Below are 16,860 nucleotides of genomic sequence, written 5' to 3'. Positions count from 1 at the left end.
GATTTCACATTAAAATTTATCAAATAGCGATTACATTAATCTGTTTTAAATAGTAAATTAAATTTTTGTAATTTTCTGTCTTACGGCTTCATATAAAATTGCTCCACAAGCTACAGAAACGTTCAGAGACTGTGTTTTTCCTTCTATCGGAAGTTTTATTTTTTCGTCTGAGTGATGCAGAACTTCTTTAGAAATTCCGGTCTCCTCATTCCCCATTACAACAGCACAAGGCGCTGTAAAATCAACGTCGTATATCAATTTTTGTGCCTTTTCGGTTGCCGAAAATACTACAATTCCGCTTTGTTGTAAGAAATCTACTACGTGAGCCAAATTTGGTTCCTTGCAGATTTTGATATTGTACATCGCTCCAGCTGAAGTTTTTATAGCATCAGAATTGACGGGTGCACCTCCTTTTTCAGGAATTACAATAGCATCAATTCCTACACATTCTGCGGTTCTACAAATCGCCCCGAAGTTTCTTACATCGGTTAATCTGTCTAAAATTAAGATGAATGGTGTTTTACCTTCTTCAAATAACTCAGGAACAATATTTTCTATTCTGTGAAATGGAACATCAGAAATAAAAGCCACGATCCCTTGGTGGTTTTTCCTTGTAAAACGGTTAAGTTTTTCTACAGGAACGTAGTTGGGACGTATTTTATTTTTTGCTAAAATAGCTTTCAGCTCCGCATAAATCTCTCCTTGCAATGCATTTTGTACAAAAATTTTGTCAATAGTTTTTCCAGCTTCAATAGCTTCCAATACGGGACGGAGCCCAAAAATAAAATCGTCTTTCATATGTATAGTTCAACGTTTAAGGTTTAAAGTTTAATGTTAAAATAGGTCTATCATTTAAACTTTGTCCCTTTTAAGTCTGTATTCTTTAAATAATTAATAAATGAGCCTATTTTTCTGCTCAATATTTCTGTCTGTTCTTTTAATTTTTCAAATTTTTCAGGAGTTATAAAATTCCTGTCAAATATTCGGTATAATTGCGACCTTGTTTCTCCACATGATGCTTTAGCAATTGAAAGGAAGTTAATGAATTCTTTATTCCCATTTCTTTCAAATCCTTCAGCAATATTATCCATGATTGAACCTGATGAGCCGTCAATCTGATTGCTTAGCCTAAAGTTGTTTTTAAGATTCGTAGTTTCAATAATTTCAAAAATATCAGTACATAAAATTCTGGATAATTTCCATATTTCCAAATCTTCGAATTTATTGACTGTTGCCATAACCTTAAACATTGAACTTCAAACCTTGAACCTTAATATTTTTCTCCTAAAATTGCTCTTTTCTGCGCCATTGCATAGCCGTAGTGCAGACTTTCGTGCATGTTGTTAAAAATAATAGCATCCTGAATACTTTTCAAATCAACCCCAAAACTCGTGGTGTAAGGTGTATAATCTGAAAAGAAATCACTGTCGAAATCTTTCATTAAAGTTTTTGAAGTTTCGGTCAGTAAAAATTCCAAGTCTTCTACTTCAGATTTTTGAACATTTAGATTGGGTAACGTACCTTTTTTGTACGTTTCAATCCAATATTTATCAATTCTGAAAGGATTTCCACTCAGGTAATAATGCAACAATTGCTGGGTAGCAACGGTATGCGCAATATTCCAATAGATATTGTTATTAAAACCATCCGGAATTAACAAAAGATCTTCGTGAGAAGTGTCCTGAAGAATATCTAAAAGGTTTTTTCTAACCTGTCGGTGAGCTTGAAAATGATAATTCATTTTACAATATTTTAATCGTCAAAAATAGTTTAATAAACTGAAAATGACAATTCTTGACCGAAGCAATGATTGAAAATTTATAGATTTTTATGAAATTAATGGTTTTGTTGAGATAAATTTGTTTAAAGCCGGATTATTAACCTTATATTTAAGAAAGAATTTTTAACAAACTTTAACTCAAATATGGCATTAATTGTGTTGATTAGTGCAAGTATTTATCAGAAATTTACCCATTATTTTAATTCAAACCAATGTCAGATTCATATCAAGCAGAAGACATCCGTCAATTGACCGAAAAGGTTAAAGAACAAAATTATTTTTTTAATCTTCTAAGGCAGGAAATCAATAAAGCCATTATTGGTCAACATTACATGATTGATCGTCTTTTGATAGGACTTTTAGGAAATGGTCATGTTCTACTGGAAGGAGTTCCCGGTTTGGCAAAAACTTTAGCGATAAAGACTTTGGCAGAAGCCGTTGATGGTGATTTTTCGAGAATTCAGTTTACGCCCGATTTGCTTCCTGCAGATGTGGTGGGAACCATGATTTACAACATCAAAGAGAATGATTTTTCCATAAAAAAAGGTCCTGTTTTTGCAAATTTTGTTTTGGCAGATGAGATCAATCGTGCGCCAGCAAAGGTGCAATCTGCTCTTTTGGAGGTGATGCAAGAGAAACAAGTGACCATTGGTGATGAAACGATGCCGTTGCCGAAACCATTTTTGGTTTTAGCAACTCAAAACCCGATTGATCAGGAAGGTACTTATCTTTTACCTGAAGCACAAAGCGATCGTTTTATGTTGAAATGTAAAATCGATTACCCTGAATTTGAGGACGAAAGAAAAGTGATGAGAATGGTTTCTACCTCTCATCAACCAGAAATTAAGCAAGTAATTTCGTTGCAAAATATTGTGGAAGCTAAAGCAATTGTTAATCAGATTTATCTGGATGAAAAGATTGAAAAATATATTTTGGATATGGTTTTTGCAACCCGTTATCCTGAAAAATATGGTCTTTCTGAATTGAAAAATTACATCAGTTTTGGAGCGTCTCCAAGAGCATCCATCAACTTAGCGATTGCTTCAAGAGCGTATGCATTTTTGAAAGGAAGAGCTTTTGTAATTCCTGAAGATGTAAAAGCTTTGGCGCAAGATGTTTTAAGACACAGAATCGGATTAACATTTGAAGCTGAAGCCGAAGAAATTACCTCTGAAGAGATTGTGAATAGAATTTTAGCGAAAATTCAAGCACCTTAATTACAATTTGAGAATTTGAAAATGTAAAAATTTGAAAATTATTTAATAACACTTTTCTACATTCTCAAATTTTCAAATTAGCACATTTTCAAATTAATTATGCAAATAAAAGACATTGTAAAAAAAGTCAAGCAAATAGAAATCCGTACCAGAAGGAAAACGGAGGCTACTTTGATGGGGCAATATCACAGTGCTTTTAAAGGGCAGGGAATGACGTTTTCGGAAGTTCGCCCTTATCAATTTGGCGATGAAATCCGTAGAATTGACTGGAACAAAACTGCTCGTTTCCGCGAACCTTTCGTCAAAGTAATGGAAGAGGAAAGAGAATTGACCATGATGATTTTGGTTGATATTTCTGCATCTATGGATTACGGTACAAAAACCCAGCTGAAAAGGGAATATGTTGCTGAAATTGCGGCAAGTTTAGGATTTTCGGCAGCGGGAAATAATGATAAAGTAGGATTGATTTTATTTGCCGATAAAGTGTACAAAGTAATTCCGCCACAGAAAGGGAGGAAACATGTTTTATCGATGATCAGTCATATTTTGACTGCTGAATATGTTCCTGCAGAATCAAAAATTGATAAAGCTTTAGAATATATGATGGGGATTTTTAAGAGAAAGTCTCTTGTGTTTTTACTTTCAGATTTTGAAGATGATTACGATTCTAAAATTCTGAGAGTGGCTTCCAAAAAACATCAGCTTTTGGGCATGAGAATTTATGACGAAAAAGATAACGAAATTCCTGATGTAGGGTATACTTTGTTATACGATGCCGAAACAGGAAATCAGGTTTGGGCAAATACATCAAGCGCAAGATGGCGATATACTTTTGCGGAGGCACAAAAACAAAAACAGAGAAATCTGGAAGAAGATTTTGCTAATTCTTCGGCTGAGTTTCTCAATATCAACACTGGTGAAGATTATTCAAAAATGTTATATCATTATTTTCAGAAAAAATAAATATTCAATAAGGGCGGATTTTAGTTCGCTTTAAACGTTAAAATAAAAAAATAGGCTTCGGTCAAAATGTATTATTTAAATTGAAAAAAATATTCTTATTACTCTCATTTTTTATCTGTGTAAATGCTTTTTCACAGCTGCTTTCTTCTAAATTGGAGAAAAAGACTCTTGCTTTGGGAGAAGTTAATCATTTAGTCATAAAAATAGATAATCTTAAAAGTCGTGCAGTGATTACGGCACCAAAAGATGAGTTGTTGCCTTTTCATTTTGAAGAAATTTCAGACAGCGTGAGTATTAATGCAAATACCTATGAAAGAAAAATAGAATTTGCTGTTTATGAAGAAGGTGTTTTTAAAATTCCCGAACTTGAATTTAAAGTAGGAGATAAGCTTTTAAAAACAATTTCTTACGAAATTGAGGTCATCAATACTGCTTTGAAAGAAGACAAGATGAATGACATTATGAGCAATAAAGAAGTTGATTTGGAGGCAACTGATTATTGGCAACTTTACAAATTGTATGTCTTGGCGGCGATTGCTTTTATCTGTTTAATTATTGCGATTGTAATGTTTGTGAAGTACGGAAGACGAAGCAAAGATTCGCCTGCTGTAGCGACTAATCAGACCTTAAAAGAATTAGATAGTTTAAAGAAGAAAAAATACATCGAAGACGGAGATTACCGTTCGTTTTATGTTGAGTTGATTGATATTTCGAGAAAATTTATTACCAAACAGTATAGAATTCCAGCAGATATTTTGCTGACGGATGATTTGATTGCTTTAATGAAAGAAAATAATACAATTTCGCAGGACAACGAAAAAATTGTAGAAGATGTTTTCTTAAGAGGTGATTTGGTGAAATTTGCCAAAACATTCCCTGATGAAAAAGTAATGGAAAAAGATTTTGCCGAAATAAGAGATTTTGTGCAGCGGTCATCAAAGGATTTAGAATTTGAAAACCTTAGAAAAGATGTTTGATTTTGAATTTTACAGTCCGTGGTTTTTTCTGTTGTTCTTGGTGTTTATTCCGCTTTTATTTAGAGATTTAAGTCAGAAGAAAAGAAAAGGTATTAAGGTTCCTACTACCAAAAATATGAACAGCAATAGTGGTATTTTGCCGGTGCTTTTCTTATTGAAAATATCAAAATATATCATTCTTTCTGCTTTGATTATTGCAATGGCAAGACCCAGAACATTTTCTGTTTCGCAAGATCGAGATGAAACCAAAGGTATTGATATTATGTTGGCCGTAGATGTTTCGCTGAGTATGCTGTCTAAAGATTTTGATCCAGATCGCTACGATGTACTAAAAAATATTGCCGTAGATTTTATCAATAAACGACCTAATGACCGATTTGGTTTGGTGAAATATAAAATGGAAGCTTTTCTGAAAGTACCATTAACGTTTGACCATGATGCAGTAAAAGAGGAAATCGTGAATATGAATCAACGTGAAATGGCAGACGGAACTTCTGTAGGAGACGGATTGGCTGTTGCTGTAAATCACCTGATGAAAAGTAAGGCAAAAAGTAAAATAATTATTTTGATGACGGATGGAGTAAACAGTTCTGTTAGAAATCTTTTTCCGCCTGAGCTTGCAGCTCTTCTTGCCAAAGATAATCATATTAAGGTCTACAGTATCGGAATAGGAACCAATGGATATGCTTTAACTCCTTATGATTATGATGAATTTGGGTATTTCTATGATGAAAGACAAGTTTCTATAGATGAAAATATGCTGAAAGAAATTGCCGCAACCACAGACGGAAAATATTATAGAGCAGATTCTGAAACAAGATTGCAGGAAATTTATGCTGAAATTAATAAGCTTGAAAAAACTGATATCAACCTCTCAAAAATGTATAATTATGATGAGTATTTTAAAGTTTTTCTTTGGATTGCTTTAGGAATGCTAGTTTTTGATGCTGTTTTACGTTGGGTACTATATAAAATTTTGAGATGATGGATTGGTATTTAGGAAATAACTGGTATCTTTTGTTATTGCTGCTTCTGCCGCTTTTATCATTCTTTATGATCGGTTATCTGCGTTGGAAAAAAAGAAAAAGAGAACTATTTGCAGAGTCAAAATTTCATGAAAACTTGTTTGAGAAAAATTCAGGATTTTTAAAAATATTTCCTGCACTTTATTTTCTGGCGACACTTTTTTTGATATTCTCAATCATTGATCTTTTGAGTGGAAGTGAAAAAGTACAAACCAATCAAAAGATGAATAATGTGATGTTTGTGTTGGATGTTTCTAATTCTATGAACGCCGAAGACATTAACCCCGATCGTCTTACGCAGGCAAAAAATCTCATCATTAATACGATGCATGAGTTGAAAAATGATAAAATAGGAATTGTAATTTTTGCAGGTGAAGCGGTTTCTATCATGCCACTAACGACAGATTACAGCTCAGTGGAAAATTATATTTCAGACTTACAGACCGATAATATTACCATTCAAGGAACTGATTTTCTTTCGGCAATGAAAACTACAGCAACCAAATTTAAAAATATTAGTAAAGGCTCTAGAAAAGTGGTTTTGATAAGTGATGGCGAAGATAATGAAGGGAATGATAATGCCGCAATACGATTGGCAAATAAAGAAGGCATAACGATTACCTCTGTAGGAGTGGGGAGTGATGAAGGGGCGCCAGTGCCGGTTTATAAATTGGGGCAGCTCCTCGGGTATAAATTTGATCAGAATGGCGAAACCGTTATCTCTAAAAGGCAAACAGGAGCATTAAAAAAAATGGCAGAATCTACAGGGGGAAGCTACATCGACGGAAATAATATGAATGATGCGCCTAAAAGAATTGCTGACGAAATCAATAAGAAGACATCAGATACCAAGGTAACGGTTAGCTCTCATAACGCAAATCATTATTATCAGTACTTTTTAGCGGTTTCTATATTCTTCTTTTTAATGATTTTTCTGTTTAATCCTAAGAGAGATTTTAATATTTAATATAAATCAACCTCTTTTAAATACTTTAACCCAACTTTAACAAATAAGACACTGTTTCTTAACATATAAAGGGATAATTTTGCAAGGGATGAATACTAAAATTGTATTTTCAGCGTTAATAATTGCTTTTTCGTTCTCAGGTGTAGTATTTGGGCAGGAAAGTTATAAGACTTTGGTCTTTGAAGGCAACAAAAAGTTTAATGCGAATGATTATGATGGGGCTTCTTCAAAGTATATGGAAGCAATACAGTCGAATTCTGGTGACTTTACAGCTCATTATAATTTAGGAAATGCTCTGTATAAAAGAAAAATGTATCAGGATGCGAAAGAAGAGTATGCAAAAGCGGAAAAACTTTCTCAGACTTTACCAGATAAGGCGGCAACGCTTCATAATTTGGGAAATACCATGATGCAGATGAATCAGCCAGATAAAGCCGCTGATTATTATAAACAATCTCTGAAACAGGATCCTTATAATGAGGCTACCAGAAAAAACTACGAGATTGCTAAGCTGAAGCAGAAGGAAAAAGAGAGAAGCAACGGCAAGAAAGACAACAACCCCGGTAAAAACGGAGGTGGAGAAAATAAAAACAAAGGAGAAAAAGGAGATTCTAAAAATCAAAAACCAGAGCAAGGCAACGGTCCTCAACAAAATAAAGGAGAGGATAATAAACCCAAAGGAAAAGGTGGTGAAGGTAAACTTCCCAAAGAATTAGAAAAAGCCATCCTGGACAGCATTAAGGGTAGAGAAAGAAAAACTGCCAAAAGAATTTTAGATGAAAAATCTTATTCAAAGCCACAAAGCAACGAGAAAGATTGGTGATGACACAAAAAATTATTTACACATTATTTACCCTTATATCTGTAATTTCTTACGGACAGGTTCAGCTGTCGATGAAATCTGATAAAACAGATTATAACGGTAAAGAAATTGTAAATCTCACTATTATTTTAGAATTAAACGGAAATAATCTGGAGCAAAAAAGTAAAATCATGCTTCCTGATTTGTCGAAGTTTAATATGATTGGCAGTGGGTCATTCAATCAAATCGTCAATGATCCCGATACTAATACTGCAATCGATCAATACGTTACACGAATCGCCCTTGAACCTAAGCAAAAAGGAAAAATCAGAGTTGGTTCTGTATTGGTCAACATCAATAATAAAATCCATAAAACCGAACCTTTTGATATTTTCATAAAAGATATTGTTGAGAAAAAACCGATTGCAAATCTTGCCAATGAGGTTTATCTTAATATGGAAATAGAAGACCGCGAGGTTTATCAGGATCAGCCTACGGTTGCTGTTTTACGTGTTTATTCTAAAAACATCGACAATCTTAGAAAGGTAAAAAATATAAAACTTCCTGAGCAGGATAATATCAATGTACATGCAATCAATTTAAAAAGATCAGAGATTGATCCTTCCGGGTATGCAAATATGGCATCGCAGGTTTTGGCTGTTTTTATGGTATTTCCCAATGAGTCTGGTTACGTAGAAGTACCTTCGGTTTCGGCTTCTGTAAATACCTATTCCACGAAAAGTAATATCGCATCCAATAAAATAAAGCTTAATGTAAAAAAACTTCCTGAAGGTTCACCCGAATCTTTTAAGAATGCTGTTGGTAATTTTAAAGTAGATATTTACTGCCCTTCAAAAGAAAAAATTGAAGCCAAAAAACCTGTTAATATCACGGTAAAGGTTTCTGGTGAAGGCAATCTTGCCGATATGAGTCTTCCAAAAATTGAAGAGTCTCCTGATTACGAGGTTTTTGCACCAAAAATCACTTCGCATATACATGCTGGGCTTACAGGAATGAAAGGTGAAGTTTTTGCTAAATATATTTTAATTCCTAAAAAAGCAGGTGAATTGATTGTGAAAACAGAAGCTTTTGCTTTCTTCAATCCTGCAGAAAAAGAATATGTAAATCTGGGACAAGAAAAATTGGGCTTAACTGCTTTTTCGCATGATCAGGTTTTAGAAGCAAGATCAACGGTAGAAAAAGTAAATGATTATACAAATACATTGCTTGAAACAGTTGATAGTCCTGTTTTAAAAACGACTTCTTTTAAAGTTAAAGAAAAAAATAAATTCAACTGGAACGTACTTTTTGTAAATATTGCAATATTAATTGGTCTATTTATCGCTTATATGCTGTTTAAATATTGGCAAAAAAAACAAAAAATAATTAAGGAAAAACCAACTCCAAAACCTTTAGGTTCTGTGGCTGAAACCGAAAAAGAAATCAGAGAAAGTTTAAAAACTGATATCAGTGATTATTTTGCTTACCTTGAAAATCTGAAAATTTCTGGTGACTATCCTAAATTTTTTGAAACCTTTGAAGAAATGGATGCAGAAGTAAGAAGTCAGTATTTCCAAAGCTCTAAGGAAGATTTTAAAATATTCCTTGAAAGACAAAACGGCAAATCTGTTGCTGAAACGTATCAGGAATTACTGCAAAAGATTCAGATTGAGAAGTATTCTCCACTTACAACAGAAGACTCATTAAATGACTTATTAACCGATATTGTTAAATTATACTCTCTTATTAGTAAATAATCATTTTTTATTTATATTTTTGCGAAATTAATAATCGTAAGAAATGGAGGTTTTCAACAGTTTCTCTTTTAAAGAAGTTATTACCAGCTTTATGGTACTTTTCGCCGTTATCGACATCATCGGTTCGGTGCCTATTGTGGTGAGTTTGCAACAGAAATTCGGACAAATAGAAGCAGGAAGAGCTTCTATTACTGCCGGAGTAATTATGATTGTTTTTCTTTTTGTAGGAAATAAAATCTTAAAATTTATTGGGGTAGATGTCAATTCTTTTGCCATTGCAGGAGCCTTCGTTATTTTTATCATCGCCCTTGAAATGATTTTAGGAATTGAAATCAACAAAACAACGGAAGCAAAATCTGCCTCCATCGTCCCTATTGCATTTCCTTTGGTAGCGGGAGCCGGAACTTTAACGACAACTTTATCTTTAAGAGCAGAGTTTCATGATATTAACATTATTTGTGGCATCATTCTCAATACAATTTTCGTATATTTGGTGCTGAAATCTGCGAAATGGATAGAGAAGAAAATGGGAGAGGCATCTTTGGCAATTCTTCAGAAAGTTTTCGGAATTATTCTACTGGCAATTTCAATTAAATTATTTACCGCAAATTTTGCGCAGCTGGTGCAGAATTATATAAATTTTTAAATCATGCAGAAGTTTTATAAAGTATTTTTAATCGTATTTATTGTCATCATTGCTATCAATACGTATGCAATAGACTGGAATTCAGAGATTACAACTGAAGATAATCTTAAATTTTTAATCTCAATCGCTTGCGGATTGTTGGGTGTAGGTTTACTTTTCATCCTTAATACTTGGAGCAAAATAGGAGCAAAGAAGTAATTCTCTCCTCTATTAAAATATATAAAACCTCTTTCGTTTTGAAAGAGGTTTTTTGTTGATTTAGACAAGTATTTGGCTGTTTATTCAATTTTATACTGATGAATTAAACAGTTGATATTGTCCAATTTTTTTAAGGATTAAAGACTAAATTTTTCAGCACTGCCTCAGATTTAAGCTCAGTTTCCTGCCATTCTTTTTCAGGGTTACTTTGAGCGGTTATTCCACCGCCTACAAAGAGATGTACAGCATTTTTGTAGAGTCTTGCACAGCGTAAATTGACAAAATACTGAATGTAATCTTCAGTTTCAATTTTGATATATCCTGCATATAATTCCCGAGGGAATTTTTCAACTTTTTCGATAATTTCCCTGCAAAAATCTTTAGGAATACCACAAACTGCAGGAGTAGGATGAAGCTCCTGAATAATAGCATCTAAATCTTCAGGATTGATTTTTATCTTAAAATCTGTTTTTAAATGTTTAATGTTTCCAGAAATGTGGTCATAAGTTTCAGACTCCTGAATAGGGTTGGAGTAGCTGTATTTAGCTAAAATATTCCTGATATAAGATGAAACAGGTTTCTGTTCTTCGATTTCTTTTTCAGTCCATTCTTCAGACACAGGAATTGTTCCTGCAATACTCATTGTTTCAAATTCGTAAGTCAATTTATTGTACTTTCCTAAGACTTCAGAAAAAGCACCCATCCATGACGTTTGACCATCAAAAAAAAGATATTTGAATGCATTTGAATAGTTCTTACAAAGATTATTAAAGCTGCTTTTTAAATCAATTTCATTGAAGTCTTTTACTATTTTTCTTCTTGAAAGAACAAGCTTCGGAAGATTATTTTCTTTAATGATTTCAATGACTTCTTCCAGTTTTTGCAGATATTCTTCTGGAGTTTCTGCAATAAACTGAGTTTCATCTTCAGGTAGAATTTGTGAACTGATTGCTAAATTTTCAAATTCTGACAGGTCTTTTTCAATAACTTTTCCTGCAATATCAATTTTTTCTGTATTATTAAACGAATGAAAATGGATTGAATTAGTATTTGAGTTTTTGTCTGTAGAATAGAGTTTTTCGTCAAAAGGAAATTTGAAATAAATCATAATGTTGAATCTTTCAGAAAACCATTATTTAGAAATAAAATAAGAAATTCCTAAACTGATTTTTCTTTCAGCAAAGGTATTATTAGTCTTAAAAATGTCAAAATCAAATGAAGAGTTTTTTAACGAAATATTTTTGATTTTAAAATGTTGATATTCCACATCAATTAAAAATCGGTCGAATATTCGATATTGCAAGCCTAAAGAAAATCCGAAGTTGATTTGATTGCTTTTAAAATCATCCAGTTTATTAAGAACATTATTCTCAGGCACTAAAAACTGCATTTTATAACTGTTTTTATGGGCTAAAAATCCAACAAAAGGGCGGAAGTTTTTCCATTCATAAAGCGCTTTTAATTGTAAAACATATTCAAAATGTTTATTGTTAAACTGTTGAAATAGCAAAGGTTGATTGTCTTTGGAAAAATAAAATCCGTCAAGATAAGTTTCTTCTTTATTAGCATCCAAATCAAACGTTGAATTCCAATGATAGACGTTGGCGGAAAGCATTAATGAAAATTTCGGGTCGATAATACTTTTAGAAATCCATATTCCAAGATTTTCCCCAAACTGCTGTTTTTTTCCTGATATAGCTTCTGCCCAAGTGGTATTTTTTAAACCAACTCCTGCTTCAATTCCGTATTGGAAGCTTTTTGTTTTTAGTTTTTTTATCTTTTTTTCAAGTTCAAGTTCATCAATTTTTTGATTATTGATGGATTTGATCTCTCTTTCCTGAATTTTCAAAGAAGAAAACTTAAAATCTGCAGATTTTAAGTTTATTGATTTTTCACGATAAATAGTGTCATACACAATTACTTTTTCGTACACATAGATTGTGTCTGTTTTTTTACGTTGAGCGAAAGCGAAAGTAATGAAAATGACAGAAAAGAGTAAGATTATTTTTCTTAAAAACATGGTTGATTTCTTTTTATCTTTCTATAAAAACAGTGTCTCGCTGAATGATTTTTTTTACTACAATCACTTTGTGAGAAACGGTTTCGGAAGAATCTTGACGAATAATAATTTTTGAAGATACAGTATTTTTTGTTTTAATGAAATGATTTTCTGATTTTAAATCTTTATCGTTTTCTGAAACTGATCTCTGGCTTGTTTTTAGATTTTCTAAACCTTCGATTAAGGGTGGTTCTTCATCATTATTTATTTTTTTTTCATCATTTGAACTCTTATTTTCTTCTGCTTTAGAATTTAAAATATTGGGACTAAATGTTTGTATTAAATAATTTTTAGGAGTGAAAAGTAAAACAGATCCTACAATAATAATGAAGAACGTAGTCCCGATGATTGCTTTCTGTTTCCAGAAATGATGAGTTGAAGAAAACGATATTTTATTGGAACGTATATCCGAAGGAATTTCGAAATTTTGAGATGGTGAAATAGTAAAATCTGAAAACTTACTTTGAAAATTCTGAGCCCATAATAACCCGCCAAATCCAAAAAAAACTAAAAGCTGTGCGGTTTTATTTTTTGGTGTTTCATTGTTGACGAAATGAGTCATTAAATAATTTTGCACCGATTTTTTAGCCCTCATCAAATGCGACTTTGAAGTATTGATCGGAATTTGAAGCAAGCCTGAGATCTCTGCGTGAGAATAGTTTTCGATATAATATAAATTGAAAACCGATTTGTGGTGAGAAGGCAAGCTGTCGATAGATCTCAACAGCTCTTCTCTCGTGAAATCATATGTTAAAATGTGTTTTTTTTCGTCCATTGCAGATGTTGTGATTTCGGTCAACGTGTTATCTGGGATTTCTGAGGTTTCTGTGGTAATAAAGCCGTCTTTACTGGTTTTTCGGATAAATTGAAGTGCATTATTGACAACGATTTTTTTCAACCAACCAAAAATTGCTTTTTCATCTTTCAATTGATGATTTTTCTGAATAGCAGTGATGAAACTGTCCTGCACAATATCTTCTGCATTTTGAAGATCTGGTATATATCTACGACAAATCCCCAAAAGTTTTGGGGAATGGTCCAGGTAGATTTTCTGCCAATTGAGATTTGTTTTTGACATTTTTAGTTCTGTACTACACAAATTGAATTAAAACAGCCCTTTGAAATATCGGTAATCATCATAGTTTCTACATTGTTTATATAGAATTTTACTGCAGAATCTTTAATTCTAGTCATATAAATATTTTGATCTTTAGTCAGTAAATGACCTATCCTATTAAAGCCGTTTGGATCATTTATCTGAACTAAAGTATTATTTTTATAATAAAAGTCAGAGCCTATGTAAAAGTGTTCGTTTTCGTTCCAATAAATCGAATTAATTGGTCCTTGAGTGATGTTCGTTGGTAAGTTTGTAACAGTATTAGTATGTACATTTTTGTATGATTGTATATTGTTTTGGGTATTTTTTTCTAATAAAAATATACCGGAAGATGTTTTATAATAACCTTTAGGTATTTGATGGGAAGTATTTGTTGAGGTTAACTGTACACCATTTTTATAATGAACTAAATCCCATGTCAAAGTAGATAAATTAAAATTTTTACGAGTTGAGATATAAATATCATTATTAAAAATTTCGAAATCACCCATCATTTCATCTGGATCATTTGTAATAATAGTTTTAACTCCATTTTTCCAATAGCATAACTGGTAGGTATTTACTCCAGAAGTTGGGTTAATTATTTTTACCAATCCAGCAAAATAGATATCTCCATTATTAACAATCATTTTTGATAATAATCTTATATTGTCAAAATTTGTTGAAGTGTTGGGTAGTGTATTTAGATATTGAGCTACATCATATTTAACTCCATTTTTCCAAAAATACCAAGCTGGAATATTACTTATGGAATCTATATTTACTGCTAAGACATAAACATTATTGTTATCAACATTTATTTGTATTCCATTTAGATTATCACCACCAGGTAAAATAGTTTTTTGATTATTTTTCCAATAGCAGACTTGCAAATTTTCAGTTCCTCCTACATATACATCATACGATCCTGTTTTTCGCTCAAGTCTTTCATCAATATCATTCTCTCTGCAAGAGAATACAAGTGTTAATAATAAGATGAAGGGTAAAATTAAGTTTTTCATGGTTATTCTTTTCTTATAAGATGTAGAATTTTAAAAAGGTTGCAGGCAGTGTATAAAAATTCAAAATTTTTTGGGAACGGAGGAGGTAGATTTTTTGCCAGTTGCGTTTTTTTTTGCATTAATTATTGTGGTACTACAGTTAAATTAAAAAATTCTGTATTAATATTATTACTTGAGTTTGTTGCTGATTGTACTATAACATCATTTATATACACATTATAATTAACTCCAGTAATATCATCTGTATGAAGAATTTTATAAATATTATTGTCTAATACTTTGAAAGAATTTAGATATTTAAAATTACTAGCAGGAGAATACACACTATGTTGAATATTGTTTTTATAGTATTTTTCACGACCTACAAAATATTTGTCATTACCATCAGTTTGAAGTGAATAACTATAGTCTGAGTAAGATATAAATGCTGGAGATGGAGACGTAGTACCAGTTAAAAGATCTTTATAATAGACAGTTTGATTATTTTGATCCATTACTAACAATTTTAAAGAACCATTATCTTCATAAATATTTAAAAAATTTGATAAAGTGGAAACAAAATGATAGGTGTTATTTTTATAGTATCCTAAATCCCATGTTGTAGGAACAGTATTAGATACTGTAATATTATTTTCTAAAGGGATATAAATGTCATTTCCAATTAAATGCATTGAAGCAGAAGTTTGATAACTATTTTGTTCAAATACAATAGTTTTTACACCATTTTTCCAATGACAATATTGATATAAGTTTTGTGATGAAGTTGGAGCCGGATTTTTCATTAAACCAGCTATATACAAATCGCCGTTTTTAACAAAAAAATTACTCATCGTAAAATTTTGGATTGTTGGAGTATTAGCTGAGATTCCTAAATATGTAGCTACATCAAATTTAACATTATTTTTCCAAAAAGAATAATTGGTTCCGTTGCTTAAAGCAGTCCTATCAACTCCTAAAATGTATAGATTATTATTGTCAAAAAAGATGGTTGATGCTGCATAATTTGTTCCGCCTGGTAAAATAGTTTTAATCGTGTTTTTCCAATAACAGGCTTGGTTGTTTTCTGTTCCTGCAACGTATAGATCATAAGATGTTGTTTTTTTCTCAAGCCCATCATCTATATCATTTTCCCGACAAGAAAATACAAAGGTTAACAATAAAATAAAAGGTAAAATTAAGTTTCTCATGGTTATTATTTTCTTTAAAGATGTAGAAATAGAGAAAGGTTGCAGCAAGTGTATAAAAAATACTCAAAAGTTTTACTGAACAGTTGAAATCTCTTTTTGACCTTTATTAGTTTTGAACTACGTAAATTGAATTGAATGTATTATTGGTTGATGTTGATGCATTAGTAATATTTTGCGTTTCAACATTATTAATATATACTTTACTTGAATAAGGATTTGGTTGGTGTTTGATTATATATTGATTATTATCAAGCATAAACATATCTTTAATGCGTGAATATGTAGGGTCGATAGGAAATGCTGTTTGAATGTTATTCTTGAAATAATAGTTTTCTAAATGCGAATAACCTGCAACATATAAATCTGAAGAATTTGTTTCACTAATTATCTTTCCTTCACCAAGGTTTGGGTAATTATTATTACTTACAAGTGTTTCAATATTTGTAGATAAATTTCTGTAATAATATTTGCCATCTCTAATATAAAGGAAGTTTATACCCGTTGAATTTTGACTAAAATTACAAACCCAACTTATATTAGGAATAGAATGAAAAGTTGTCCCAACATAATATCCCGATTGAAAGCTACTTGATATATTATTAGTGATTGCAGAAACATATGTTTCATGATTGAAAATATTAATTTTTGATATATAATAAGTATTATCATTTGATGTATTAAGAACCGTTTTTACTCCATTTTTCCAAATGCAGAATTCGTATCTGAATGTTGTAGAGAATGTGTCGTAATAACCAATGAAATAGGTGTCACCATTATCTATTGCCATATCTGTAATTTGATAGGGATAGGCTGTGGAAATTCCTAAATATGTACGTAAGTCTTCTTTGATATTATTTTTCCAAAAATAGTATTCTTGTGGTGTTGTACTGCTGTTATTTCCTAAGATATAAGTGTTATTATTTTCGATAATTATTTTTTGAGCAATTAAATTATTTCCGCCATTTAAATAATTTAAAACATTATTTTTCCAATAACTTGCTTTATTGTCATTAGTTCCTGCAACATAGACATCATACGATCCTGTTTTTTTCTCAAATCCTTCATCAATATCATTCTCTCTGCAAGAGAATACAAGTGTTAATAATAAGATGAAGGGTAAAATTAAGTTTTTCATGGTTATTCTTTTCTTATAAGATGAGGGAA

Annotated in this window: 18 protein-coding genes; 9 read left to right on the top strand and 9 right to left on the bottom strand. The window is 31.7% G+C overall.

Going from position 1 to position 16,860, the window contains the following annotated elements:
- Positions 1-57: 57 nt before the first annotated feature.
- From rlmB to LO744_RS15920, 3 genes are read right to left on the bottom strand one after another with little or no spacing between them, the layout of a single operon-like run.
- Entirely contained in the window at positions 58-798 is a 741-nt protein-coding gene (gene rlmB, locus LO744_RS15930) for a 23S rRNA (guanosine(2251)-2'-O)-methyltransferase RlmB (RefSeq protein ID WP_230671089.1), read from the bottom strand.
- Between the two features lie 50 nt (positions 799-848).
- Entirely contained in the window at positions 849-1,238 is a 390-nt protein-coding gene (locus LO744_RS15925) for a four helix bundle protein (protein ID WP_230671087.1), read from the bottom strand.
- 32 nt (positions 1,239-1,270) lie between these two features.
- Positions 1,271-1,741: a DinB family protein gene (locus LO744_RS15920; RefSeq protein WP_230671085.1), complete on the bottom strand. Its 471-nt coding sequence runs from the start codon at positions 1,739-1,741 to the stop codon at positions 1,271-1,273.
- Positions 1,742-1,992: 251 nt separating this feature from the next.
- Here LO744_RS15920 and LO744_RS15915 point away from each other — a divergent pair, with 251 nt between their 5' ends.
- The 9 genes from LO744_RS15915 to LO744_RS15875 all read left to right on the top strand — a co-directional run bounded on the left by LO744_RS15915 (position 1,993) and on the right by LO744_RS15875 (position 10,332).
- Positions 1,993-2,997, top strand: coding sequence for an AAA family ATPase (locus tag LO744_RS15915; protein ID WP_230671083.1), 1,005 nt, complete (start codon positions 1,993-1,995; stop codon positions 2,995-2,997).
- A 99-nt stretch (positions 2,998-3,096) separates the two neighbouring features.
- Complete coding sequence (locus LO744_RS15910; RefSeq protein ID WP_230671081.1) at positions 3,097-3,960, top strand: DUF58 domain-containing protein; 864 nt, start codon at positions 3,097-3,099, stop codon at positions 3,958-3,960.
- 80 nt (positions 3,961-4,040) lie between these two features.
- On the top strand, positions 4,041-4,937 hold the full coding sequence (locus LO744_RS15905) for a BatD family protein (protein WP_230671080.1): 897 nt from the start codon (positions 4,041-4,043) through the stop codon (positions 4,935-4,937).
- Positions 4,930-5,922, top strand: a complete 993-nt coding sequence (locus LO744_RS15900) for a vWA domain-containing protein (protein ID WP_230671079.1) — start codon at positions 4,930-4,932, stop codon at positions 5,920-5,922. Before LO744_RS15905 ends, LO744_RS15900 begins: the two co-directional genes overlap by 8 nt.
- Entirely contained in the window at positions 5,922-6,929 is a 1,008-nt protein-coding gene (locus LO744_RS15895; protein ID WP_230671078.1) for a vWA domain-containing protein, read from the top strand. Before LO744_RS15900 ends, LO744_RS15895 begins: the two co-directional genes overlap by 1 nt.
- 88 nt (positions 6,930-7,017) lie before the next feature.
- Positions 7,018-7,752: a tetratricopeptide repeat protein gene (locus LO744_RS15890; RefSeq protein ID WP_230671076.1), complete on the top strand. Its 735-nt coding sequence runs from the start codon at positions 7,018-7,020 to the stop codon at positions 7,750-7,752.
- A complete protein-coding gene (locus LO744_RS15885; RefSeq protein WP_230671074.1) occupies positions 7,752-9,488 on the top strand; it encodes a BatD family protein in 1,737 nt (578 codons plus the stop codon). Before LO744_RS15890 ends, LO744_RS15885 begins: the two co-directional genes overlap by 1 nt.
- A gap of 43 nt (positions 9,489-9,531) precedes the next feature.
- Positions 9,532-10,134 (top strand): MarC family protein, encoded by a 603-nt coding sequence (locus LO744_RS15880; protein WP_066681434.1) that lies wholly within the window; start codon positions 9,532-9,534, stop codon positions 10,132-10,134.
- A gap of 3 nt (positions 10,135-10,137) precedes the next feature.
- Positions 10,138-10,332, top strand: a complete 195-nt coding sequence (locus LO744_RS15875) for a hypothetical protein (RefSeq protein WP_230671072.1) — start codon at positions 10,138-10,140, stop codon at positions 10,330-10,332.
- Positions 10,333-10,462: 130 nt separating this feature from the next.
- Here the strand turns inward: LO744_RS15875 and LO744_RS15870 are convergent, their stop codons facing one another.
- The 6 genes from LO744_RS15870 to LO744_RS15845 form a co-directional block, all read right to left on the bottom strand.
- The gene (locus LO744_RS15870; RefSeq protein ID WP_230671071.1) at positions 10,463-11,440 is read right to left on the bottom strand and encodes a chorismate-binding protein; all 978 of its coding nucleotides are present in this window, start codon (positions 11,438-11,440) and stop codon (positions 10,463-10,465) included.
- Positions 11,441-11,464: 24 nt separating this feature from the next.
- Entirely contained in the window at positions 11,465-12,352 is an 888-nt protein-coding gene (locus LO744_RS15865) for a hypothetical protein (protein ID WP_230671069.1), read from the bottom strand.
- A 13-nt stretch (positions 12,353-12,365) separates the two neighbouring features.
- The gene (locus LO744_RS15860) at positions 12,366-13,469 is read right to left on the bottom strand and encodes an RNA polymerase sigma factor (RefSeq protein ID WP_230671066.1); all 1,104 of its coding nucleotides are present in this window, start codon (positions 13,467-13,469) and stop codon (positions 12,366-12,368) included.
- A gap of 2 nt (positions 13,470-13,471) precedes the next feature.
- On the bottom strand, positions 13,472-14,509 hold the full coding sequence (locus LO744_RS15855) for a hypothetical protein (RefSeq protein WP_230671064.1): 1,038 nt from the start codon (positions 14,507-14,509) through the stop codon (positions 13,472-13,474).
- Between the two features lie 122 nt (positions 14,510-14,631).
- Positions 14,632-15,696, bottom strand: a complete 1,065-nt coding sequence (locus LO744_RS15850) for a hypothetical protein (protein WP_230671061.1) — start codon at positions 15,694-15,696, stop codon at positions 14,632-14,634.
- 106 nt (positions 15,697-15,802) lie between these two features.
- Entirely contained in the window at positions 15,803-16,831 is a 1,029-nt protein-coding gene (locus LO744_RS15845) for a hypothetical protein (protein WP_230671059.1), read from the bottom strand.
- Between the last annotated feature and the right edge of the window lie 29 nt (positions 16,832-16,860).

The organism is Chryseobacterium turcicum, assembly GCF_021010565.1.
Lineage (GTDB): Bacteria > Bacteroidota > Bacteroidia > Flavobacteriales > Weeksellaceae > Chryseobacterium > Chryseobacterium turcicum.
This window is presented reverse-complemented; position numbering and strand designations above follow the sequence as displayed.

Coding starts and splice junctions, on each gene's coding strand:
- rlmB (WP_230671089.1), bottom strand. CDS start 798: ATGAAAGACGATTTTATTTTTGGGCTCCGTCCCGTATTGGAAGCTATT.
- LO744_RS15875 (WP_230671072.1), top strand. CDS start 10,138: ATGCAGAAGTTTTATAAAGTATTTTTAATCGTATTTATTGTCATCATT.
- LO744_RS15870 (WP_230671071.1), bottom strand. CDS start 11,440: ATGATTTATTTCAAATTTCCTTTTGACGAAAAACTCTATTCTACAGAC.
- LO744_RS15860 (WP_230671066.1), bottom strand. CDS start 13,469: ATGTCAAAAACAAATCTCAATTGGCAGAAAATCTACCTGGACCATTCC.
- LO744_RS15920 (WP_230671085.1), bottom strand. CDS start 1,741: ATGAATTATCATTTTCAAGCTCACCGACAGGTTAGAAAAAACCTTTTA.
- LO744_RS15865 (WP_230671069.1), bottom strand. CDS start 12,352: ATGTTTTTAAGAAAAATAATCTTACTCTTTTCTGTCATTTTCATTACT.
- LO744_RS15880 (WP_066681434.1), top strand. CDS start 9,532: ATGGAGGTTTTCAACAGTTTCTCTTTTAAAGAAGTTATTACCAGCTTT.
- LO744_RS15925 (WP_230671087.1), bottom strand. CDS start 1,238: ATGGCAACAGTCAATAAATTCGAAGATTTGGAAATATGGAAATTATCC.
- LO744_RS15915 (WP_230671083.1), top strand. CDS start 1,993: ATGTCAGATTCATATCAAGCAGAAGACATCCGTCAATTGACCGAAAAG.
- LO744_RS15895 (WP_230671078.1), top strand. CDS start 5,922: ATGGATTGGTATTTAGGAAATAACTGGTATCTTTTGTTATTGCTGCTT.
- LO744_RS15850 (WP_230671061.1), bottom strand. CDS start 15,696: ATGAGAAACTTAATTTTACCTTTTATTTTATTGTTAACCTTTGTATTT.
- LO744_RS15890 (WP_230671076.1), top strand. CDS start 7,018: ATGAATACTAAAATTGTATTTTCAGCGTTAATAATTGCTTTTTCGTTC.
- LO744_RS15900 (WP_230671079.1), top strand. CDS start 4,930: ATGTTTGATTTTGAATTTTACAGTCCGTGGTTTTTTCTGTTGTTCTTG.
- LO744_RS15910 (WP_230671081.1), top strand. CDS start 3,097: ATGCAAATAAAAGACATTGTAAAAAAAGTCAAGCAAATAGAAATCCGT.
- LO744_RS15885 (WP_230671074.1), top strand. CDS start 7,752: ATGACACAAAAAATTATTTACACATTATTTACCCTTATATCTGTAATT.
- LO744_RS15845 (WP_230671059.1), bottom strand. CDS start 16,831: ATGAAAAACTTAATTTTACCCTTCATCTTATTATTAACACTTGTATTC.
- LO744_RS15855 (WP_230671064.1), bottom strand. CDS start 14,509: ATGAAAAACTTAATTTTACCCTTCATCTTATTATTAACACTTGTATTC.